This window comes from Bacillus sp. FSL M8-0063, assembly GCF_038005545.1.
Classification (GTDB): Bacteria; Bacillota; Bacilli; order Bacillales; family Bacillaceae_G; genus Bacillus_A; species Bacillus_A wiedmannii.
Genome location: NZ_JBBOTJ010000003.1, coordinates 62,956 through 86,982 on the forward strand (window position 1 = coordinate 62,956; position 24,027 = coordinate 86,982).

A 24,027-nucleotide genomic window follows, 5' to 3' on the forward strand; every position below is an offset into this window, starting at 1 on the left:
TTAGGAATCCCTCACTTCTAAACGAAGTGAAAGTGGGGGTAGTTCAATCTAGCTATATGGTTCCTAAAATCAGAGAAATCGCTACTTTATGAAGCGCCTTAACCTTTGTTTTCATCGGGGGATTATTCTCAATTGTTGTAAATAAAGACAGATTTAAAGCCCTAACCATAAGCACTAACAAATTAAGTGGATTACTAAAGGGCATTACCATCGCATTTGAAAATCCTAAAGTTGGTATAGGTGGTATTGTTATAATTATAAACTCGGCCGCTCAGTTTGGATTTGTTGTTTTCCTGCCCACTTATATGATGAAATATAATTTTACGATGACTGAACGGCTACAAATTTTGGGTACTCTATTCTTTGTAAATATGGTGTTTAATATTATTTTTGGTATTGTTGGAGACAAGTTTGGTTGGGTAAATACGATAAAATGGTTCCGAGGAGTCGGTTGCGGAATTGTAACTCTTGCACTCAATTATGTACCACAAATGGTAGGACATAATTATTGGGCTATATTATTTTGTTGCCTGTTGCTATGGAGCAACACTTGCTGGTTATGTACCTCTTACAGCATTAGTCCCATCTTTATCTCCTGAAAATAAAGGGGCTGCAATATCTGTCTTAAATCTAGGTTCAGGATTATCAGCTTTTGTTGGGCCATTAGTAGTAACTGCTTCCATCGATCCATTAGGGGTAGGGGGCGTAATGTGGATCTTTGCTGGGTTGTACTTCTTTGGTGCATTTTTAACTCATTTCCTTACTATTCCAAAGGAAAATGAGATGAAGCAGGATTTAAATACGAAAAACGGCGAGCAATTCTCTGTATAAACCCTAAATATAAAAGAAGGTCATCATAACTATATATGGTTAAGATGACCTTCTTTTTGTTATATTCAAGTAGGATATCGAAAATGCTATCATGTAATATCCTTTACCGAGGATCGCTCTACTAACTGAGGAATAATTGTAATTTTTTGCTTAGCATGTTCCTTCATTTCTATCGTTTTTAAGAGTTGTTCAAACGTACAGGCTGCCATTTGTGTAATTGGCTGTTCAATCGTCGTTAACCCCGGATCTGCAATCTCAGCATAGATTGTATTATCAAATCCGATAATCGATAAATCTTCCGGAATTGAAAGCCCTTGTTTTCTTGCTTCATTCATAAGGCATATAGCAATCAAATCTGTACAAGCAAAAACCGCTGTAGGTCTGTTAGGTAAATTAAGTAACTCTTTACTTGCACGTTTGCTATCTTCCACAATATATTTTGCTTCTTGGTACACAAAAGGAATTCTTTTAAAATTTGTAAGTATTTCTATCTTTTAGCGTAGTACTTCATATTTACAAATTAATCAGCCTTGATGAAACACCAGTAGAAAAATATTTGACTGATTTACTTATTAGACATTTATTTACCTATTAGACATTTATTTACTTATTAGACATTTATTTACTTATTAGACATTTAATATCCACATGCAAGTCTTATTACAACCAGAGCATGCAGAAAGGTTCATGGTTCTTTCTCCCATTTACACCAACTCACAGTAATCTCTACTTATTTATTATAATTCCTAATATTAAGATGTAAAATAACATTATCTTATATGCGCTTAAGATAGATCGGAATAAGAAAAGGAACCCTTCTGGGTTCCTTTTTCTATGCAAAATAAAAAGCATTCTATTTAAATGCTCTGCGCTCTTATTTTTTCTATATGACGCTAATTCCTATTGCCATAAGAATACCTCATACAATACATTCTAACCCTACTAATATTAAAAATTCTGGTAACCCAAAATGTCCAAGTATCATACATAGAATTAAGCCTATAGGATATACAAAGACTTCTATCCAATTTATCCATTCATTTTCCCTAACTATATAAGACGAAGTTATACGATAATTAAAACTCCTCATACAACTAAAACAACACACTTTCTTCAAAAGTAATCCTTTTTGCTTATCCCTTTACTGTCTCGATAATTGAAACTATCCCTTTCCCCTTTATAAAATCAAGTAGATTTTATCCAAATCTAGTCACTGATTAATATCCCTTTTTTAAAATATAGCACTATTATATTTTATATCTACATAAATATACCTATCAAATACATTATATTTATATATAATTATAATAGGTTTAAATGTACTTATTAAAATAATATATCGCTTTTAGAAAGGAAATGTTATGAAAAGAAAATTAGTTACATTATGTTCTGCACTATCTATTAGTACCTTAACAATACTTGGAGTTGGACATTATACCGCCCATGCTGAAGAAGTCTTTGCTGATGTACCACAAAACCATTGGTCATTTACAGCAATACGTGACTTAAAAGAAAAACAGATCCTATCTGGATACGGAAATGGGATATTTGGCTTTGGAGATGATGTAACTCGAGAACAAGTTGCCATTCTTATGTACAATTACCTCAAACCAGAAAATAAAGAAACATATACTAACCCTTATTCAGATATCAATTCTCTCACAACCCATTACTCAAAGGAGATTTTATCTGTCACAAACTTAGGAATCTTCACTGGAGATAAACATGGTAACTTCCGCCCTAAGGATACTTTAACACGTGCTGAAATGGCTTCTGTATTAACGAAGGCATTCCAGCTAAAAGCAACGGGAGCATTTACTTTTAAAGATATACCAAATGGATATTGGGCAAAAGATGCAATTCATGCTATTCATTCCAACCATATCGCGGAAGGCACAGGTAACAATAACTATAGTCCATATATGAAGGTATCTAGAGAACAGTACGCACAATTTATTTATAATGCTATGAATAGAAATAATGAACCAGGTAATAATAATTTACCACTTATTCCTGTTGAGGAAATTGGAGAAAGTGGAGAGTCTCATGTTACTAATGGAGGAACACTATTTAAAGGATAAAATGCACTAATACAATATTAATAATTAACCATCTATATCTATTTTCGAATAATACACCGAAAGTTTGCTAATACTATAAAAAACCAAGTCTCCAATTCCCCTGGAGCTGAGCAGTTAGTTCATTCTAACTGCTCTTTTATTTTTTATCGTCACCATTCCATAGTACCTCCATATGTTGTATTGAGATATCTCCTTCTAAATTGTCATTGATGCCTCTTTCAAGTCCTAATACACACCTTAAAAAGAGCACTTTTAAAAAGTGCTCTTTTTACTTTGCATGTCACTCACCCTACGATGAAGTAAGATCTTAACTTATGAATAATTTATTGAACCCCTGCTAATAATATGAATAAATTGGTAACAGCCAATCTGTATCCATAATGAATCTCTAATTTTCTTGAATTCTCCCTGAGGCAAGGCGGCTATTTTTTATAGCTGCCTTTCTTGTATGAATTATAAATATATGCACATACTATTAACGGAAGGTTTGAATCATTGTCATTGAAAATGTTCAGCACTTCCGCTCCTTAAGAGAACAGTCTACGCAACTGTTCTCTGTTCTCTTTCCTATTTCCTTTTTTCACACATATAATATGACAAGCATTATTAACTCCGCTACAATCAATAGCATCTCAACATTCTCAACGTTTCCTCAACAATTTCACAATATTTTTCATGGACAACAGCACACTTTCTCAACAGTTTTAATATCTTAATATTAAATACTGAAAGGAGATGTTAAAAAATGACTTGGTTCATTATTTTAGGATTTATGCTTATTTTAATAATAAGCGGTTTTCATGCACATAGTATTCATATCATTTTCAAAATAGGTTCAGATACAAAAGCTGTGCCAAGTTGGTCTTTCGTTAATAAAATAAACTTCCAAACATTAAAAGAATTAATGAAAGGACTAAATAAGGATAAACTTAAAATCCTTACAATAGGAGAACTTGTTATTCCTTTAAGTTTCTTTAATAGATTATTTAGCAAAACATTAATTTTTCTATTCCTATTCTTTTACTCTCAATACTTAAACTAACGTAGTATGAGATGAGTTAAAGAATTACAATCACTGAGCGTAGCATGCCAACAATCGATAACCTATGATGAACTGGACCTGAAGAATTAAACAAAGAATTAAGCGGCTGTTTGAATGTGAGTCCGGTATTGTACTGGACTCATTCCTTTTAACTGTACTTTGTTTTGCAATTGTAATGACCTCTATAATTATCTAATACTATCTTAATATGTTCCATCCTTTCGAATTTAATAAGATAAATTACTCTTGCTTTATCTTGTTCTGTAATTCCATCTCTTTTTGAACGAAGGCCTTTAACTTTTTTAAGTAATCGATTTCCATACGTAAACATTCATTTTCACCTTTTAATGCCTCTATTGCCTCTTCAATAGCTGCATTATCTAACTTCGATCTTGTATTTGTAATTCCCATAGCTGGATCCCCTTTCTTCTTTTATATAGGAAATCCATGTCTTTTAAATCATATATTCCCCTTCATCTACGAACTATTTCAATGAATTCCTTAACAAAAACTATTTATTTCCTTTGTTTTTAATTTATTTCTAAACGTTTCAGATATCCCCTTTTAAAAATCTTCCAATATTCATTCCTTATTTCTCTCACCTAAATGAATCGTAGTACATATTATCCACAACATATTTATAGGTTTTTATAGTATTATTAGCAAAATCTTCTTATATTTAAATAGACATACGACTTTAATCTGTCAACTCCACCTATATTGATAAATATGAAAAAACAAATTTATTTGACATTTCGATGACTTCTAACAGGAAAATATATACATTAAATGAAACCTGATATATCTTTAATTTGTAAGTTGTAGTTAATTGGCCAACTTTCCATACAATTTAATAATTTAAAATATGGGGGATCTAAAATGAATCAAGTATTACGAAAAAGTAAGAAAAAAATGATGTATCTAGTTGGTTCACTTCTAATTTCTCTATCAATGTTTTCAACTACTAGTTTTGCAGCTACAGAAGGTGCTGTAAAAAGTGTTACAAATAGTACCTATACTGGGATTGCAGCTGATATAAATCTACCAAAATCAGTTGTTGTTAAAGATGGGTATGTGAATTGGTATTTAGGTATTGGAGCATCTAAAGTTGAGGGTGGTATTTCCAAAACACCAAGTGGATATAAAGTATTTCTAAATTCAGGATATAATGAATCAGGTCAAAACAGTAAGTATTGGAACACACAGTATGATGCATCAATTAAAGATGGTGATCGAGTAAACCTTAAACTCATTAATAACGGAAATGGTACGGTTACTATGTATGTAAATGGAAGCCCTAGATATGCAAATCAGCCTGTATATGGCTCATTTTCTCAATATGAACCTGTAAAAATGGTTCAGGGGGTTGAAGATACTGGACGTAATACTTTTAGCCAAGCTAGCTTTTCAAATGTACTTCTAAGAGCAGATACATCTGGGTCTACCTACAAAAGCTGGAACAGTTCAATTTCTTCCTCATTTTCAAGACACGGTACTTATGGTAACAATTTCACAGTTTATTCTCAAGTACCATTAAGCGCAAGTTTACGCTAGAGATGTTATTTGAAAAATAATGTTTTTGAAAAAAAGTAGTTGCACTTGCGACTACTTTTTTTATAGGGTCCATTGTAATAGATATTCGCGCCAATATAAATACCATCTTTCAACTTTTTCAAAGAATAAACTGTTTATTTAGATGTTATGTACAAAAAACATAGAAATATTTAATTCCTACGTTTTTTTATAGGTTAATAAATTTATTCATATACTATTACAATTCCTCAAATTCATCAATCTCAGCTTTACGCTTTAAAAATAGTTCCATATCTTTATTCTCTCTTTCAATTAAACCGAGAGCATGTGTATTATCCAAGGCCAACTCTTTATATCCCCATATATAATCTATAGTTGTATCTTTCACATGTCTGTGTTCTGAACAATACCCTTCTATAGGTTGTAACGCATCGGATATTTTAAATAATTCTGCTGGATACCAAGATGGCATATTTCCACGTTCTCCTAAAATTAAATATGTCAACTCACCACTTTGTAACTTACATATGCCATAAACAATATACTCCTTCTTAATAACTAAGTTAAATGTTTCCTCGGTTTCCTTTGTTAGATAATCTCCAATGTTGTACAAACAAGTTACTTTCATAATAAACGCCCCCTTATTTATTTTTTATCTCTAAATTTAAAATCATCAAATTCACCACTTTTTATATTTTTAAAATAATGTATTTCCACACCATTTACGCCTAGGATTTTTCTTTCCCCATTTCGCACGAAGGTTCCTTTTTGCTCTACGGTAACAATTTCATACATACACATCTTCATTTCCATTTGAATGATAAATTATTAAATCAAGATTTATTATTATGCAAAATTACATTTCAATTGTAGTTGATAATCATTCTTATTGTAACTATAATGATTACATGTTAGGTGATATACGAAAGTTATTTACGAATTAAACCTAACTGCGCATTTAACTACAACCGGAATGGAGATGTTATAAGGTATGAAAAAAATCATTTTAGCTGGTGCATTAGGAATTGCAGCTCTTGCAGGCACAAATCTACCAGGATTAGAAGTAACAAAAGCAAGTGCAGCTTCTATCGATTCAAATTTATCAACAATTGAAGGGCGTGTAGTTGAGGTTACTGATAATGTTATCTCTGTTGAATCAACAAAGTATTCTGAGCCTATTAGTATTTATTTAAACTCTACACCAAATGTAAAAGTTGGTGATCAAATAAAAGCTACTGGTGCAATGATGCGTAATTTTACGGACTATATGATTGCAGAGTCAATTGAAAAGGTTCAAGGTACTGATACATTACACCAGGGAAGTTATTTAAAACATGTTTTTGCATACGAATATGAAATAGGACATGTTACAAAAGTAGATAAGTTTAAATCTGGAATAGAAGAATATAATTATGTAATTGTTCAATATACTGGAAATGACGGAAGTAAACGTAATGTTACAGTTTATTTGACACACGGGCAGAAATTTAATGTAGGTGAAAAGGTTAAAGTTCATATGGCAAACGCTGAAAGAAGTAATGAGTGGTCGATAACAGATGAGATTGAAAAAGTTAATGATTCTCAAGCATTAACTGATGATCGATGGATTTGGTCTTAATATAAAATTGTATTTTTTCTCTTATTGAAAAGAATTATTTGTCTTGGTTAATTTTTTCTGTTAGTAATATGAAGAATTGAAATATTATCTAACCAACTAAATGTATAAACCTTTTAATCGAAAAGAACTTGTAGATAAAACTACAAGTTCTTTTTACTTTTCCAAATAATAAGCGAAAGTAAACAAATATTCAAAACTTCATATTTATAAACCAATCTGTTCAAAATCGATAGTATATTCTATAGCAATATTGGTTCTTTAATGGTTGGTAAAAACTCGATACTCATAGCATAATTTAATAACAAATTGATATATTCTTGATTTGGCTCTAAACAATGTACATTCTTCAAATATCCTTGCGTGTATAAACAAGATGGTATAGCTACTGATAGCTCTTCTACAGATTCTAATAAAGGCATTATAAGCTCTAAAGCTTTCTGTTCATCAGTAGTTAAATTCGTATTAAAAAACTTCTCTATATACTTTTCTTGTTTCATTAACATAATATCGTATCCAAAAGCTTGTAAACTATTAGTAAATTGGTTCCATTTAAGCTGAGTTGGATTACAAATATGCATTGTTTTATTTATTGTATTGACCTTATAGGATAATTCAGTAATAGCTAAACTTCCATAGTCTACAGGCGTTAAATCTACATAGGTATTGACTTCAGGTGCTACGTTAGATAAGCATATCCCTTTCAACAATCTATAAAAAGCGTTTTCATTAATATTGAATTGAAATTTACCCGTTTTAGAGTTACCCACTAAATTCCCAACACGGTATATCGTAGCACGAATCCCTTTTTCCATTGCCTCTCTGACCATTTTCTCGCCTTGAAACTTACTTTCTAAGTAGACATTATCTAAATTTTGACCTCTATCAAAATTAGACTCAAGGAATTCAAATTCTTTTGGATCGCTTTCAGCCTGCCCAGCTACACTTAAAGTCGATATATAATGAAAACGTGCATTTGTATTCTTAGCTAATTCCAATAAGTATTTTGTAGACTGAACATTTACCTTTTGAAAATGCTCACGTTCTCCATAGTGTCTAACTTCTCCACCACAATGTATGATTGACTCTACCTTATTATTTAAATGGCCCAATTGCTTTGAATCAAGACCTAGATTTATCAAAGATAAATCTCCTTCAATTAATTCTACTCTCTCCTCCATCTTTTGGAGAATTTCTTTACCGAAATAAAACATCATTCTTTCTTTTAACTTTGCACCAATTACTTGATCCTCATTATTTCTTACTAGACAGTAAATAGTTGTAGATGGCAACTGTAATAAGCGTTCTAAAATGTGTGCTCCTAAATATCCTGTAGCCCCTGTAAGGAAAACTGCTTTTGGATAATTCACCCTATCTATCTCGCATTCTTCTAATTTATTTCTTTTATAAACTGGAGTCGTTTTCGTTTCATTTTCCATACATGCTACATTCATATTTTTCTCTTTCTTGAACGACATATCTTCCATTTCTTCAATATGAGAGGCTAATTTTTCTATTGTTCTATACTTAAAGAAATCTTGGATTTTCAAGTTAGGGTATAACGGTTTTAATTTGACTAATGACGGCATAACTTTTAAAGAATGTCCACCCAAATTAAAGAAATCATCTTTTAAACCTATAGATTTAATGTTTAGAACTTCGGACCATACTTTTGCAATGTTTTTTTGCACTTTAGTTTGAGGCTTAAGTATACACTCATCTTTTTGCTCATTATCAAACTCTATTTCTGGCAGTTTTTCGAAATCAATTTTCCCATTAGCCGTTATTGGTATTTCTAACACATGAGAGTAATATTTAGGGATCATATATTCTGGCAATACTTTTGATAAATGCAAAGCTAACTTATTTTTCTCTATTTCTAAACCGTACACTGTTTTATAATAAGCTTGCAATAGCATTCCATCTTTCGTTTGTGTTACCACAGCCTGATTTATCCCCTTAAGTTGTAACATTGCATCTTCTATTTCCCCCAATTCAATTCTGTGTCCTCTAATTTTAACCTGCTTATCTTTTCTTCCCATAAATTCTATATTTCCATTTGGTAACCACCTTGCTAAATCACCGGTTCGATATAATCTTTTACTATTATCTGCTGAAAATAGATTCGAAATAAATGCCTGTTTTGTTTTCTCTTCCTGCTTCCAATACCCTTTGGCTAATCCTAAGCCCTCAATATATAATTCACCCATGCCACCTACCGGACAATGTTGCATATATGAATTCAATATATGAACCTTTGTGTTAGAAATTGGAATACCAATCGGTATGCTACCTAAAATGTTATTTTCGCATTCTAATTCTGGTATGAAATAGTACATCGCTGAAACAGTTGCTTCAGTAGGACCATACTCATTTACCAGTTGCACTTGGTTTTTAAAAGTATTTTGCCAACTCCTAATAGCATTTGTTGATACAGCTTCCCCTCCCATTATCATAAATCTTAAAGAACGTATCTTCTCGCTATCCGGTTTAGTTGATGATGTCGATAATTCATTAAAAAATACTGTTGGTAAATCAGAAATAGTTGCTTGTATTTCTTGGACTGCTTGGGCATATTCGACAGTTGAATAGCGCTGTTCATCACTTAATACATACAGTTCCGCTCCATTTAACAAAGTAGAAAAAATTTCCGATACAGAAGAATCAAAACTATGAGAATAAAACTGTGTTACTTTATCATTTGGAGAAATCTGAAATACTTCATTTCTCCATTCAACTAAATTTAATACTCCTTTATGCGTTAATAATGTACCTTTTGGTTTGCCTGTTGATCCTGAAGTATAAATCACATATGCCAAATCATCTGGCTTATTAAAAATTTTCACATCATCATTTATAGTCGTACGATATATATCCTCTATTATTGAAACCGTATAATTGCTTAAATTCAAATGACTTTTGTATCTGTTACTCGTTATAATTCTACATGCCTCGCTATCACTAACTATATAATTTATTCTATCCTCAGGGTATTTTACATCGATTGGTATATAGGCAGCTCCGGCTTTTAATATTCCAAGCATAGAAACGATACTATTCATACTTCTATCTAAAAATATGGCTACCTTATCACCTCTTTTTATACCTTTTCCGATTAAATGTTGAGCTACTTGATTAGAGCTTATATTTAATTGTCTATATGTTAAAGATTCCGTTTCAGTCGCTATAGCAATCCGATTTGATTGTCTTTCTACTTGCTTATAGAATTGCTCCTGTATATTTTGAAAATAAGGATATGGTCTTTCTTTCTGATTTACCTTTTTATATAGAGATTCTTCTTCCTGTGATAGGAATGAAAGATTTTCATATGCTACTGTTCGTTGATGAATAAATGCGTCCAGTATATTAAGTAAATTTTGAGTAAACCTATTAATTGACTCTTCCTTGAAAAGATTAATATTATACTCAAATGAAATCTCTACATAATCCAATCCTTCTTCAACAGCTAAAGAAATATCAAACTTACTAACATCTTGTTTATTAGGTAACAATTGAAGCTTGTACGCATCATGTTGTTGCAGAATATCTTTCTGATAACTAAACATAGTAGAAAAGATCGGGTTATTTCCAAAGCTTCTATCCGGATTTATTTGCTCAATTACTTTATCAAATGGGTATGATTGGTTTTGGAAAGAATTCAAACATTTTTCTCTCACTACTTGTAATAGCTGTTTTAAATTTTTCACATCATTTAATTGTGTTCTAATTGCTAAAGTATTTACAAAAAATCCTTGTATTTGTTCAAATTCTTGATAATTCCTTCCAACAACCGGTGTACCTACAATAATGTCTTTTTGATCCGTTAGATAATGTAACAATTGAATATATGCTGCCAAAAATAGCATATACATCGAAACATTCTCTTGTTCACATAATTGTTTCAAAGACTCTTTCATTTTATTATCTAACTTCATTTCAAATACTGTACCTCTATTTGTACTTTGACGATTCTTACTAAAATCTAAAGGAAGATTTAATATAGGAAGAGGCGCTGCAAGTTCGGCCATCCAATAAGATTTTTCGGTATCCCACCGACCTAATTTTAACTGCTCCTGTTCCCACTCAACATAATCTACATATCGATTAGAAATAGTTGGCAACTCAGGATTTCTTCGTTTAGCAAAGGCACTATATACCTTCATTAATTCATCTAATAAATTCCTTACACTCCACTCGTCAGTAATAATGTGATGTAAATTGATATATAAATAGGATTTTTTCTTATCAAAATTAAAAATTCTAATCCGGAAAAGCGGTCCATTTTCCAAATCAAATGGTGTATGATCCGTTTGCTTTATTGTTCTACGTATATATTCTTGTTGTTCCTTTTTAGCCATGTGTTCAATCTCATGGTGTATCAGGTCAATCGCTATTGATTTTAATATGACTTGTCTAGGCTCCCCATTTTTTTCAATAAACACTGTTCGGAGCATCTCGTGTCGTTCAACTAAAAATCTTATGGCGTCTTGTAAAATATCTTTTTTCAAACTCGGCTCAATATATATGTGTAGTGGTGTATCATATACTTTATTAATACCGTTAGATTTATTTAAAAACCAGATTCTTTTTTGAGCACTTGATAACTGATAACTTTCCTTATCTACAACTTTTAATATTTGCATCTTCTGTTCTTCCCTATCATGATTTACTTCCATTAATTTATCGATGTAAGCAGATAGACTAGCAATTGTTGTATGCTCAAAAATATCTCTAATTTCTATTTTCAAATGAAACTCTTTTTGAATTTGATTTAATACTTGCACAGCAATTAATGAATGTCCCCCAAGTTTAAAAAAGTCACCCTCTCTGCTGATTCTATATTTCCCTAAATTTAAAATCTCTGCCCATGTTTTTGCCAACCTTTTTTCTGTTTCATTTTTTGGTGGTACATATTGATTTTGCATGTTTTCAAGTAAAGATGGGATTTGTAATTCTAATTTTTTTCTATCAATCTTACCACTTGGTGATAATGGAAATGTTCTAAGATGAAATATATAATTTGGCATCATAAAATCTGGTAAACTTTCACTTAAGAATGTATTTAAGTCCTCTTGTTTTATCTCTGTATTGTCTTTTGATACATAAAAGCTAGCAATTTTGTCATTTTGATAAGTTACTACTACTGCATCTTTTACCTCTGGGTGTTTAAATAATGCTCTTTCTATTTCATCAAGCTCAATTCGATACCCACGTAGTTTTACTTGATTATCTTTCCTTCCGATAAATTCTAAGTTTCCATTTGGTAAAAGACGTACTAAGTCCCCAGTATGATATATTTTTTTATTGCAATTATATGATTTTACGAAAGAATTAAATGCCTCTTCTGTTTTTTTCTTTTGATTTATATATCCTTTAGCAACCCCATCACCACCAATGAATAATTCACCTACTACTCCTGACGGACATAACGTTTTGAACGGACTGACCACGAAAACTTTACTATTAGCAATTGGTTTACCTATTGGGATATTAGAAGTTTCTTCTTTTATCTCATGATTTACTTCATAAATGGTTGTACATACAGTAGCTTCAGTAGGACCATATGCGTTAAGAATTGGAATCTTTAACCCTACTTTACTTTGCCATTTACGAACTGATTCAGCAGGTATGGTTTCCCCTCCTACAAATACACATTTTAAGGAATTTAATTTAAGCAACATTTCTTTTGACATATCAGCTATTAATTTAAAAAATGCAGTTGGTAAAAGAACAAATGTAATACCATTCTTGTTAATTACATTTATAAATTCTTCTGCAGAACGTTTTTCCATTTCAGAAATTAAATGCATTCTTCCTCCGCATAACAAAATCGGAAACATCTCCATAATGGAGGCATCAAAAATCATTGTTGCAAATTGTAAAAATACATCATTTTTGTCTAAATTAAATTAATTCATTAATGAATATGATAAATTAATTACTCCTCTATGTGGTACAACTACTCCTTTTGGTAAACCTGTTGAACCTGACGTGTAGATAATATACGCAGCATCTTCTATGGTATGTGTAGAAGCAATATTTTCTATAAAATCAGTGTAATGAAAATCCTCTAAATAAATTGTATGAATCGCAAAACTTTCAATTAATCCCCTGAATTCTTTCTTTGTAATAATCATTTGACTTTCACTATCTTTTAATATAAATTCTATTCTTTTTTCAGGAAACTTTGGATCGATTGGTACATAAACTCCACCTGATTTTAGTATACCTAGAATGCATACAATTGTATCAATCTCTCTCACCATAGTAATACTTACACGCTGTCCCTTTTTTATATCATTTTCACGTAAATAATTCGCAATTTGATTTGACCTTTGCTGCAAGTCATAATAGGTAATCGATTTATCCCCCATTGAAATCGCTATTTGATTTGGCGATTTTAATGCTTGTAGATCAATTAATTGATCTACTGTTTTTGAATTAGGATATGCAAGAGTATTTGAGTTTATATCTTTGTATAAACGATGATCCTTTTTTAAAAGTAAATCCAATGATTGAATAGGTTTGTTCACATTTTTCATTAGTTTTTGTAACAAATATATATATCTTTCAACTAAATCATTCATACTATCTGGTTTATATAATGCTGAATTATAGTCAACCTCAATTTTATTCTCTGTTTCCCCTTCATATCTCATTATTCTCCAGGTCATGTTAAAAGGATTTACTCTTTTACAATCTGTTAAAACTGTGGACTCAATATCCGGAATTTTCAATTGAGGTATCCTTACCGTATTAAATGCTGTTGAATATATCATATTATGATGTGTATTATTATTTAGATTTAAATCTTTTACTATATGTGAATATGGATTATGTTTATACTTAATAGCCAAATGAACAGATTTATTCACCTTGTTAAGTATTCTCTTAAATGTATCCCCTTTTTCTATTGTTATACGTATAGGTAATGTATTAACAAAATAACCAAAAGCATTCCCTTCTTCCGTGTGTGGTCTAGTATTAATTGGAATACCTACAATAATTTCTTCAGCATTTGTCATTTGATGAAGCAAGGCACAATAAGTACTTAACATAACCCGATAGACACTTATGTTATTTCTTTTAGCAAAACATTGTATTTGATAAAATAGATCGGCATCAATATTCTTGCTTATATTTTTGTTCGTATATATCGGTTCATTCATTTTATTAATAGTAGCAGGAAACTCTGTAGGAGGTAATTCACCTTGTAAATAATCTTTCCAATAGGATGATCCTTCTCTATATATTGCACTGTCAATAAAACCTTCCTCAAATTCTACAAGGCTCTTATAAGGAGATTCTAATACTAAACCCGTATTTTCTTGAAGTAATTCACAATACGTATGAGACAATTGTTGGATAAAAATTCCTAAACTACATCCATCATAAATAATGTGATGAAAAATCATATGTAAAATAAATTCATCTTCACAAAATTTAATGATGTGGAATTTAAACAAAGGCCCTTCTTCTAAATTAAATTTCTCATTCACCATAGAGTCTAAGAATTTTTTAAAAATAAATTTTTGTTCTGTGTTTTTAAAAGCAGTTAAATCCTTAATTGGTATATCAAAATCTATACTCTTTTGAATGAATTGTTTAATTTTTTCGTCCCTCTTAATAAATAGTGTACGTAGCGCCGGGTAAGATTGCACCATTAAAGTAAGCGCTTTCTTAAGGGTGTCTATTTGAAGATTTCCTTTTAGCTTTATTATGGTAGCTTCATTGTTCATTCCATTTTCTAATTCCATTTGATGAGCTATCCATAATGCTTCTTGCCCTACTGTTGCATCCAATTCTTCTACAATTTCATATTGCTTTTGTATTTCCTTCATATGAATTTCTCCTTTTATAAATATTTCAAAACGGATAATATTTACAATTACAACTATATGTACACATTCTGCGATTTGTAAATATATATTTTCCGACTAAATTCAACATTTATTTCGCTTATTGCATAGTTATTAAAATGATGAATAAAATTCATATTTATACAGTGAAAGTTCATACTTTTATTCAATTTAAGCATAAAAAACCATTTTACTAATAATTCCAATTACTTTTTATAAAGTAATCTCATATATATTTATTAAAATATATACTCTAATTTACACCCCGAAACCAAATTCAAGAATATTCCAACTGGTCACTATATATATTTCTAATAACATAAACTGTAAAGGAGGAGTCCGTACATAATGGAATATAGATTATTAGGTAACACGGGATTAATAGTTTCAGAGATAGGATTCGGTTCTTGGGCAATTGGTGGAGATGAATGGGGCGCAGTAAAAGATAATGAATCCATTGATGCAATCAATAAAGCAATTGACCTAGGGGTTAATTTTATTGACACTGCTGACGTTTATGGATTAGGTCATAGTGAAACACTCGTTGCAAAGGCTATACATAAACGTAGGCAGGATATCATTCTTTCTACAAAAGGTGGATTAATTGGTCATCATTATGACTCAAATCAACCACCCGTTTATGGAGATCCTAAAAAGATCATTGATGCGTTTGATGCTAGTTTACTGCGGCTTAAAACGGATTATATAGATGTATACTTTTGTCATATTTGGTGGGATAAACCTGAAGAAACAGAAGCTTTTTTACAAGCTTTCCAAACCTTAAAAAAATCTGGAAAAGTGAGAGCAGTTGGCGTTTCTACTAATGATTTAGATTATATAAAACATTTTAATCAGAATGATGATTTAGATGTTGTACAATTCGATTATAGTATTCTGAATAAAGAACCTGAAAAAGACATCCTTCCTTATATTGAAAAACATAATTTAGGTGCTGTGATAAGAGGTCCACTTAAGATGGGGATTTTAACAGGGAAATTTAATCATGAAACCCAATTTCCAGACGATGATTTAAGAAAAGATTGGCCCAAAGAAAAATGGTTTAAAGATAGCTTAAACAAATTAGAGAAATTACGATTACTAGTACGATCAAATCGAAGTTTAGCGCAAATCGCCTTACGTTATGTTTTAAGCCATCCAGCCGTTTCAGTTGCTATTCCTGGTGCAAAAAATTCTACTCAGGTTGAAGAAAATTCTTCACACTTAACTCGTCCATTATTATTAAATAATGAAATTGAATTCATTAAAAAGCTTTAACTATACTATTATTGTTCCATAAAAATTAAACTAAATTAAATACCAATTCATCCCATATTCCCTATGTCTATCTACTCTTCATCAAAGAATCTAATATAAAATTTATAATAAAAGTAAATAACCGTTTCATATGAAGATTACTTAGGGAAAATGAGTGTAATTTACTGTATTCTCCTTTCTTCTCATTATCTTTAAGGAATTTTTTAAGTCTATTCTACTACTTTCCTATAAGATAGCATGCCACTAATAAATAACATGTTATATCACTATAAAAAAATTCTATAGAATCATTAAAGGAATCTCCTTTCCCCTATCGAATTATTGTAGAGGAAAGGAGAGGAATACATGGAAATTCTAGGATTAGACCCTCGTGCATTAGCGACTTTAGGTGCACTTGAATACACCAATCGTCGCAATAAATTAATTGAAGACTCGGAGAATAATATATACGAGTGTAAAGAAATAAAAGAAATACTTCAATCGCTACCTAAAGAGAAGCAGATTGAGGTTCTTGAGAATCAAGCTCACTTTGAAGCAGTGGCAAAGATGATTGAACAAAACAATTTAATTCTTTTAGAACAGATGAAAGCTCTACAGCTAATTCAGAAATAATAAACTTATGATTAATGAATTCTACATATGCTTCCATATATAATGTCTCTTTATCTATACTACCAGCCTCTGTTTTTACAGGGGCTTTTGTTATGCGTTAATTCATATTTTGTATTTGGATGGTTTCTTTCACATGTATGAATAGAACTTCTAGTAAACTTGGTGTAGATTCTAATTCCTGCTTTTCAATTCCCTCTGTTACAGCACTGATAAAATTCCCATAGTACTTTTGCACCTAATAGTTCTGCTAATCGTTTTTCACGCATTTCAAATGTTTTTTTATCCATATATAGTATTATTTTTCCATCTCTCCCGACTTATTTATTCTACAAAAATCATAATTAACCTCTTATATAAATAACACGAAAGCCATCACCGAAGTACAGCTTTAAAATAAAGTTTTTGTTTAGCTATCTTTCATTTCCGAATAATTTTTTAACCCTGTTGATACTATTTCTGTAAGCGTAGCGTTTCTTTTGTACAACGAGCACTTAATTTTATTAACTAGCTGCTTTGTTGTGCAAAATGAAGGTTTTGTCCAAGTTTTTCACCATTCGATAAAATAAACATAATAATAGTTAATGAACAGACATTTATAATCAATCTCCTAAGGAGCACTTTAATTAGGTGCTCCTTTCTACATATACAATTTAGATATCGTTGCGATAGGTAAAACTTTGAAGTTATCTCCATCTTTCCCCCCACCTAACGCCGTACATGCCGGCTTCCCATCTTATCCTTTTATTCTAAAGCAACTAGATTACAAACAATGTTGTACTCACCTATGCATTCATTCCCTTTTCTTACGAAAAGTCCCATCATCTTACTCGATTCTGTGAATTACATATAGTTGATTTAGTTTTCAACGAACAAAATTAGGGACTATCCCTCCACATTTGTTACATGCTTCGTTGATACTGTGTTACCACGTTCCGATTGACTTAGCTATACATATATCCTTATGTGTTTGCTGTAAGCCTGTTATCTTTACATACTCATCGTTAGATGTTCCGAATCTTATATCATTTACTCTTACTTTTCGGTAGATAACATTGTCATTAACGACATACACATTTCTAATGTATTAATCCTTTAGACCCGTACATTCGCAAATTCGTCAGTCCTTTATCGGACATTCTCACCATAAATATTTTGTAGCATCCCGACCTATCCATTACCATATGAGTTCTCACTTAGGTTTTGTTCAGCCAATTTCACCTAGCTTCATACAATTTGTGACTACTATCATGCCTTGCATGTAGGAGTATTAGTTAAGTAGCTTCAGCTCAACCTGACGGTTTTCATTCCTACTTTCAGTCGAACAGTTGTTATCATCAAATTGATAACCCTCCTATTTCGTGTTTGCACACTTATAAGAAAACGTGTCGCGCAAATAAGAATTTTATTTATTTTTCTAGTTACTCTGGATTTCCATAAATGCTACCAAAAACTTAAGCCTTCTATCTCATCCTAATCAAATACCGTGTAGCATAACTCCATGTACTCGTTACATCCTACCTTATAATTCCATTCATCATTTGGACCTTGGAATAGCTGATCACTAAATCACACAATATCTTCCTCATAAACCTCCTTACCATTTTTATTCTTTAAACTTGTGTATCGTAGTATTTCATAGTTATCATATTAATCATGAAGGGATAAAACCGGAAAGTGACTTTTAATAGTCCAAGCACTTCATACTACTACCCCATACAATATAAAATGTTTGGAATTTATTACATTATTAAAATTAGAGTTCGGAGGGTTTAATATGGCAGCATGTGAAGGTTTAGCTTGTGTTATATTCTCTGCATGGCCAGTGGGAACAGTTGTTACAGTTACTTCTAGATCAGGTCAAATTATTGGTCCTGCTACTTTTACACAGTTCATTCCGCAAAATTGTGCGGTGATTTTAGTTGAAGAAGATGTGCTAACCCCCTCTTCAACCAATACTATATTCATAAGTTGTGAAGATATAGAAAGCATTACATTAACCACCCCTTAAGATGATTCAAATGGTTTTAATTCGATCTATAATTTTGGCATTCATTAGAATGTCTTTTTATATTTCAATCATATTCTTTAATTTAAATCCCTCCCTTCTAAAGGTTACTTGTCTACACATCCTTCTACATACTTTCATATGATACAGTATATTGTTTAAAGGAGGGACAAATTTGTTCTTATGCAATTTATTTCGTTGTTCAGGTGGAATATGTAGTATTTTTAAAAATTTACAACCAGGCGAATTGGTTACTGTGACTGGTAAATCTGGAAATATTATTGGACCTGCTGTTTTTACAAATTTTAACCCTAATACTTGTATCGTCACATTAGAAGAGGAAAATTCGATTACTCCTCCTACTATAAGTATTACTAAGATCAGTTGTAAAGAAATAGAAAGTGTTACGTTTAGCTCATAATATATTTTATACCTAAAGCAGGGATTGAAATATGAAACTCTTATACATTACTTCTGGTTACTCAAAAATCTATCAATATCTAGATCAAAGCATACAGAAAACACTTATCAATCAAAATTTCGAATGGTTAGCAGTACAGCCGAGTGAATTAGTAGAGCAATTGGATTTCATTACTGCAACGTTTCATCCTAATATTGTTTTCACCTTATTAGGTAATTATCTACCGCAAAAAGCAATTCAATATTTTTAAAAAAGGAATATTAAATTAGCTGTCTGGTTAACTGAGGACCCATTTTATATAGATACTTCTCTTCCTCTATTAAATAACTTTGATTTTATATTTACTATTGATAGCGAAGCACTTAAATATTACACAGCTTTAGGATATACCAATGTATATCATTTACCCCTAGCAAATAATATAGATGTTTTTAAACCTGGTCGAAAAAATTCAAAATATAAAAGTGAAATATTGTTCATTGGATATCCTTATCCAACCCGAGTGAAATTGATACAGTTTCTTTTGGAAAAAACCCCTTATCACTTTACTGTTATTGGTCAACACTGGAGAAATAAGTTAATTAAAAAATGGAAAAATCACCGAAGAATTAAGATTATAGAAGAATGGATTCCACCTCAAGAAGTTGCATTCTATTATAATAACGCTAGTCTTATATTATCATCGTAGTTATCTATTTCCACAGAATAAGAATAAAAATAGAGTAAAAAGTAATACCATTAATAATCGTACATTTGATATCGCAGCTTGCCAAGGCTTTCAAATTATAGAAGAAAAATCTGATCTTTCATCTTTCTTCAATAAAGATGAAATTATATCCTATAAAAGCTTTGAAGACTGTTTAAATAAATTATCTCTTCATTTAAATGATACGATTTCAAAAGGATTAATGGTCGAAAAAATTTACACAAAAGTTATTACACAACATACTTTTCATGAGAGAATCAATTTTATAACGACTATATTACAGTCACAACTTTATTGATTTATTAATTTAAAAATTTCTTTTCTTTTATAATCATTCTGAATAAATTAAAATGCCTTTTTAATTTTATGAAAAGGCATTTTAATTTATCTTTTTCCGCCAGAAGACTCCCTCCTTAATTTTCCTGAAGGTGTGATTGCACCAACAAATAAATAGGAGATGCATATCCGTTAGCACAAGCTATCTTGTTTGCTACTACATACTTGAAATGAATTCCTATTAGTATTTCAGTATACTCTATCAAATTAAATCCCATGAAATAGGTGTTCCTTTCTCGATATCCTTACTCGCTTTCTTTCCGAGAATATTGGATAAGTGTTTTGGCAATAAACCATTACCTGGTCTAATAGCTTTAATATTTTCATTCGTGAATACTTCTCCCGCTTTTATGTCTTCTACAACATATAATGACCTTCTAAACTTTAAAGAATCTTTTTCTAAATTAGTTGGTCCATAATATACATTACCTAAAGATTCCCATGCTTTTTCAGTTTCACTTACTAATAATTTAAATTCAGCAGGTTCCATTGAAAATTCAGCGTCTACACCTCCGTCAGACCTCGAGAGGGTTAAATGTTTCTCAATTACTGTGGCCCCCAAAGCAACACTTGCTACAGATACCCCTACTCCAAGTGTATGATCAGATAAACCTATTTCACATTTAAATAACTCCTTCATATGAGGTATGGTAGCTATGTTTGTAGATTTTGGTGATGCAGGATACGTACTTGTACATTTTAATAGAATTAATTCTTTACATCCCTCTTCTCTCGCAGCCCTTACTGTTTCATCTAATTCAGCAATCGAAGCCATACCTGTCGAAATGATTATTGGTTTTCCTGTTGCAGCTACTTTACGTATGAGGGGAATATCAGTATTTTCAAAAGATGCGATTTTATAACAAGAAACATTTAATGACTCTAGAAAATCTACAGAAGTTTCATCAAATGGCGTACTAAATGGTATCATTCCTAATTCTGTACAGCGATCAAAAATTGGTTTATGCCACTCCCATGGTGTATATGCTTCTTTATATAAATGATAAAGTGATTTACCTTTCCATAAGCTGTTCGTATCCTGAATTAAAAAATCACCATTTTCTATATTTAAAGTCATTGTATCAGGTGTATATGTTTGAATTTTAAATCCTTGTGCTCCAGCCTCTGCAGCTGCTTCTACAATTTGCAATGCTCTACCTAATGATTGATTATGATTCCCTGACATTTCTGCAATAATAAATGGTGGCGAGTAAAACTCAATTGACATATGCCCCCGTATCATTACATTGCAAAGTCCACCCTAAAATAGTAACCTTTTGAATTCTTTGGCTTAGATAATACAATTCATTTAAATAATAAGATTTTACTGTATACTAGGATACCTAAAGCAATCTTGGTAATTCCTTTCAATATACTCTTATTGGATCTGCATCCAACATTCATATTACTAAAATTAAGTTGGTCCAAGTCAGAAAAAGTACACTTAAATGAATATCCTTTTTCAACAAAATTCAGGTTCAAATAACTTGTATAACTGCCCACCGCTTATAATTGCTTTTTTAATACTGCTTTTTCCCCTTTAATATTTTTTATAATTTTCACCTTAAATGTATCACTTTTGATATCCTTTTAAATATTTGGGATTTGTAGAAATATTTATTTGATTTTTAGTAATATTTCGATTCTATTTTATCAAATAGAAATTAGAGGGTTTGGGGAAAGTATGTAATAATGCATAATAAATCAATCAGATATTATGATATACTTTCAAAGAGCTGATACAAAATTTCTTTTGATTGGAAAACTAAAGTTTTATCTACCTAATTGTGGGGACGCCTTATGGCGTCTTTTCTTTTTTATTTTAAGAAACCCCCCAAACATTCATATGCTTAAGGGTTTATCGATTGAAAGGTAGTGCCGTTTGGAATTCCTTAAATTAAGAACAAAGCGGTATTACTCCTAAACCAATTAATAAAGCTGCAGCAAACGCTGGAATTGACGCAGGAATCTCAATACCTTCTACAACTAAAAAATATTGTCCATTTACAACTTTAAAACAAACTAATTGCATGGCTAATCCTCCCTTCTGTTAGGATTAATAAATTATATTAAATAATCTTATTATTTATATAATTAAATAGTCTGTTTTTTAGAAAATGTGTAATTTATGTATCCGAGTTTTGGTGTACTTTATATTAAATATGTATAATTACATAATTATTCTTTATATACAATATTAAAATTTACATTTTTAACCTGTAAAATACAAGATGTTAAATAAATACCTAAGGAGTTGTTAATATGAAAAAATTTATGGGCATGTTAGCTATGTGTTTTGCACTTACACTAGCATTTTTACCAAATATTTCAAAGGCGGATTCTTCTCCATTACGAAGTGTTAGCATTAGTGCTGTAGGCGATAATGACAAAATGTATAGTGCAAGTTCTTACTTATCTATTCCTGTTCTTAAAGGCGATTATCTTTATGTGAAAGTTAGTGAAGTAGGTACACCGGATTCATATTCTGAGGCTTTAACTGTTAATGGTGTTAGATATGCAGGAAGTTCTTTAGACGAAGTCAGTTCTTATACTGGTCCATTCGGATCTGAAAAAACTTTTAGATTACGTATTAAGGATTCTTACATCTTCTCAAACACACCAAATTCAACAAACACTATAGCTTTTGAAGCTAGAGTTCCTTTCTCAATGCAAGTATTATCTAAAAGTATATCGGTTCATGTAGAATAATTTATAACATTATTATTAAATAAAAAATACATCCCTATAAAGATGTATTTTTTATTTAATTGAAGAAAAGACGATGCATACAATATCAAAATCTAATTCACATATCATTTGATTATCGGTAGCAAGATCAAAGATGCCCCCTACTCTCGGAAAGAAACCTCCTTTTTCTTTTAGTTATTTGCTTGTACCGAATGTAACAGCGAGGAATTTATATATTCAAGTTTTGGTTTACTTTCATTTGAAATGCAAATACCAATACATTGCAACTTCATCGCTTTCTTCATGTATCCCTTTATATACTAAAAAATCCAACCCACCTATTACAAACCCACATTTTTCATAGAACCTACATGCTGCTACATTATTATTTTGTGTTTCAAGCATTATACCTGGCATATTGCTTTCTTTTGCCCACTGCGTTGCTTGCTCAATTAACCTCCTACCAACTCCAAGTGAACGATATTTTTTATCCACCTTTATATCTTCTATGTAAGCATAGTGATTCCAATTCTTTTTCAATACCATTACTCCTATAATTTGATTATGTAAAATTGCTATGTAAATTACTTGTTCAGGCTTATTTATATATTCAGTGTATGCTAGTTCATCATCATATTGATCTTGTAAATAACTTTTCTCATAACTTGGAACGTCTTCTACTGTATATTCTATTTGCTTATTTACTTTTGAAAGAGAAAAAATTAACCGAGAGTTTACTATAAAACTATCATCAATCTCCGGTAAATTGTCTAAATCATCTACTTCTAATTCTCTAATTAAAAGGTTCATCGTATTCTCCTTTACGTGGGACCTCCAATTTATATTATTCCCCCTAGTTCTTTCCATGTCCCTTATTCAATTCTAATTTACTAACTGATTAGCGTTATTGCAAATCAAAATAATAAAACCGCACCTCCAATTATTAGATAACTATCTAATACATTGGAGGTGCGGTTCACTTAGGTCATTGATGTTTCAGCTATTCTCTTTATTTGAAAATTA

At 31.1% G+C, this 24,027-nt stretch carries 17 protein-coding genes and 3 pseudogenes; 11 read left to right on the top strand and 9 right to left on the bottom strand.

What is annotated here, in order from left to right; all coding sequences use genetic code 11:
* Positions 1-32 precede the first annotated feature (32 nt).
* A pseudogene (locus MKX31_RS26820) lies at positions 33-831 on the top strand (MFS transporter); the annotation flags it as partial.
* 89 nt (positions 832-920) lie between these two features.
* Here the strand turns inward: MKX31_RS26820 and MKX31_RS26825 are convergent.
* Complete coding sequence (locus MKX31_RS26825) at positions 921-1,322, bottom strand: LacI family DNA-binding transcriptional regulator (protein WP_338417763.1); 402 nt, start codon at positions 1,320-1,322, stop codon at positions 921-923.
* An 870-nt stretch (positions 1,323-2,192) separates the two neighbouring features.
* On the opposite strand from MKX31_RS26825, the gene MKX31_RS26830 reads away from it, so the two are divergent.
* Both MKX31_RS26830 and MKX31_RS26835 read left to right on the top strand, forming a co-directional pair.
* Positions 2,193-2,912, top strand: a complete 720-nt coding sequence (locus MKX31_RS26830) for an S-layer homology domain-containing protein (protein WP_340981719.1) — start codon at positions 2,193-2,195, stop codon at positions 2,910-2,912.
* Between the two features lie 745 nt (positions 2,913-3,657).
* Positions 3,658-3,954, top strand: coding sequence for a hypothetical protein (locus MKX31_RS26835; RefSeq protein WP_098102782.1), 297 nt, complete (start codon positions 3,658-3,660; stop codon positions 3,952-3,954).
* 240 nt (positions 3,955-4,194) lie between these two features.
* On the opposite strand, the gene MKX31_RS26840 is transcribed toward MKX31_RS26835, so the two are convergent.
* Positions 4,195-4,365, bottom strand: coding sequence for a hypothetical protein (locus tag MKX31_RS26840; protein ID WP_016136248.1), 171 nt, complete (start codon positions 4,363-4,365; stop codon positions 4,195-4,197).
* Between the two features lie 468 nt (positions 4,366-4,833).
* Here MKX31_RS26840 and MKX31_RS26845 point away from each other — a divergent pair, with 468 nt between their 5' ends.
* Entirely contained in the window at positions 4,834-5,508 is a 675-nt protein-coding gene (locus MKX31_RS26845) for a hypothetical protein (protein ID WP_098102783.1), read from the top strand.
* A gap of 217 nt (positions 5,509-5,725) precedes the next feature.
* Here MKX31_RS26845 and MKX31_RS26850 read toward each other — a convergent pair whose 3' ends face one another.
* A complete protein-coding gene (locus tag MKX31_RS26850) occupies positions 5,726-6,115 on the bottom strand; it encodes a hypothetical protein (RefSeq protein ID WP_098102784.1) in 390 nt (129 codons plus the stop codon).
* Positions 6,116-6,132: 17 nt separating this feature from the next.
* Entirely contained in the window at positions 6,133-6,282 is a 150-nt protein-coding gene (locus MKX31_RS26855; protein WP_179866087.1) for a hypothetical protein, read from the bottom strand.
* Positions 6,283-6,478: 196 nt separating this feature from the next.
* Between MKX31_RS26855 and MKX31_RS26860 the strand changes: the two genes are divergently transcribed.
* Positions 6,479-7,105, top strand: a complete 627-nt coding sequence (locus MKX31_RS26860; protein ID WP_240369067.1) for a hypothetical protein — start codon at positions 6,479-6,481, stop codon at positions 7,103-7,105.
* Between the two features lie 239 nt (positions 7,106-7,344).
* Here the strand turns inward: MKX31_RS26860 and MKX31_RS26865 are convergent.
* Positions 7,345-14,943 (bottom strand): annotated as a pseudogene (locus MKX31_RS26865) (amino acid adenylation domain-containing protein).
* Between the two features lie 366 nt (positions 14,944-15,309).
* On the opposite strand from MKX31_RS26865, the gene MKX31_RS26870 reads away from it, so the two are divergent.
* A complete protein-coding gene (locus MKX31_RS26870; protein ID WP_340981720.1) occupies positions 15,310-16,236 on the top strand; it encodes an aldo/keto reductase in 927 nt (308 codons plus the stop codon).
* A 345-nt stretch (positions 16,237-16,581) separates the two neighbouring features.
* Entirely contained in the window at positions 16,582-16,848 is a 267-nt protein-coding gene (locus tag MKX31_RS26875) for a hypothetical protein (RefSeq protein WP_000404243.1), read from the top strand.
* A gap of 97 nt (positions 16,849-16,945) precedes the next feature.
* On the opposite strand, the gene MKX31_RS26880 is transcribed toward MKX31_RS26875, so the two are convergent.
* Positions 16,946-17,083 (bottom strand): hypothetical protein, encoded by a 138-nt coding sequence (locus MKX31_RS26880; RefSeq protein WP_239661409.1) that lies wholly within the window; start codon positions 17,081-17,083, stop codon positions 16,946-16,948.
* Positions 17,084-18,622: 1,539 nt separating this feature from the next.
* On the opposite strand from MKX31_RS26880, the gene MKX31_RS26885 reads away from it, so the two are divergent.
* The 3 genes and pseudogenes from MKX31_RS26885 to MKX31_RS26895 all read left to right on the top strand — a co-directional run bounded on the left by MKX31_RS26885 (position 18,623) and on the right by MKX31_RS26895 (position 20,278).
* Positions 18,623-18,856 (top strand): CGEA protein, encoded by a 234-nt coding sequence (locus MKX31_RS26885; protein WP_098102788.1) that lies wholly within the window; start codon positions 18,623-18,625, stop codon positions 18,854-18,856.
* Positions 18,857-19,028: 172 nt separating this feature from the next.
* Positions 19,029-19,274, top strand: coding sequence for a CGEA protein (locus tag MKX31_RS26890; protein WP_098102789.1), 246 nt, complete (start codon positions 19,029-19,031; stop codon positions 19,272-19,274).
* A 31-nt stretch (positions 19,275-19,305) separates the two neighbouring features.
* Positions 19,306-20,278 (top strand): annotated as a pseudogene (locus MKX31_RS26895) (CgeB family protein).
* 240 nt (positions 20,279-20,518) lie between these two features.
* On the opposite strand, the gene pseI reads toward MKX31_RS26895, so the two are convergent.
* Together pseI and MKX31_RS26905 are read right to left on the bottom strand one after the other, a co-directional pair.
* Positions 20,519-21,544 (bottom strand): pseudaminic acid synthase, encoded by a 1,026-nt coding sequence (gene pseI, locus MKX31_RS26900; protein ID WP_340981723.1) that lies wholly within the window; start codon positions 21,542-21,544, stop codon positions 20,519-20,521.
* 669 nt (positions 21,545-22,213) lie between these two features.
* On the bottom strand, positions 22,214-22,348 hold the full coding sequence (locus tag MKX31_RS26905) for a hypothetical protein (RefSeq protein ID WP_261784528.1): 135 nt from the start codon (positions 22,346-22,348) through the stop codon (positions 22,214-22,216).
* 230 nt (positions 22,349-22,578) lie between these two features.
* Between MKX31_RS26905 and MKX31_RS26910 the strand changes: the two genes are divergently transcribed.
* Positions 22,579-23,025: a hypothetical protein gene (locus MKX31_RS26910; RefSeq protein WP_098103659.1), complete on the top strand. Its 447-nt coding sequence runs from the start codon at positions 22,579-22,581 to the stop codon at positions 23,023-23,025.
* A gap of 234 nt (positions 23,026-23,259) precedes the next feature.
* Here MKX31_RS26910 and satA read toward each other — a convergent pair whose 3' ends face one another.
* Positions 23,260-23,814: a streptothricin N-acetyltransferase SatA gene (gene satA / locus MKX31_RS26915; RefSeq protein ID WP_340981725.1), complete on the bottom strand. Its 555-nt coding sequence runs from the start codon at positions 23,812-23,814 to the stop codon at positions 23,260-23,262.
* Between the last annotated feature and the right edge of the window lie 213 nt (positions 23,815-24,027).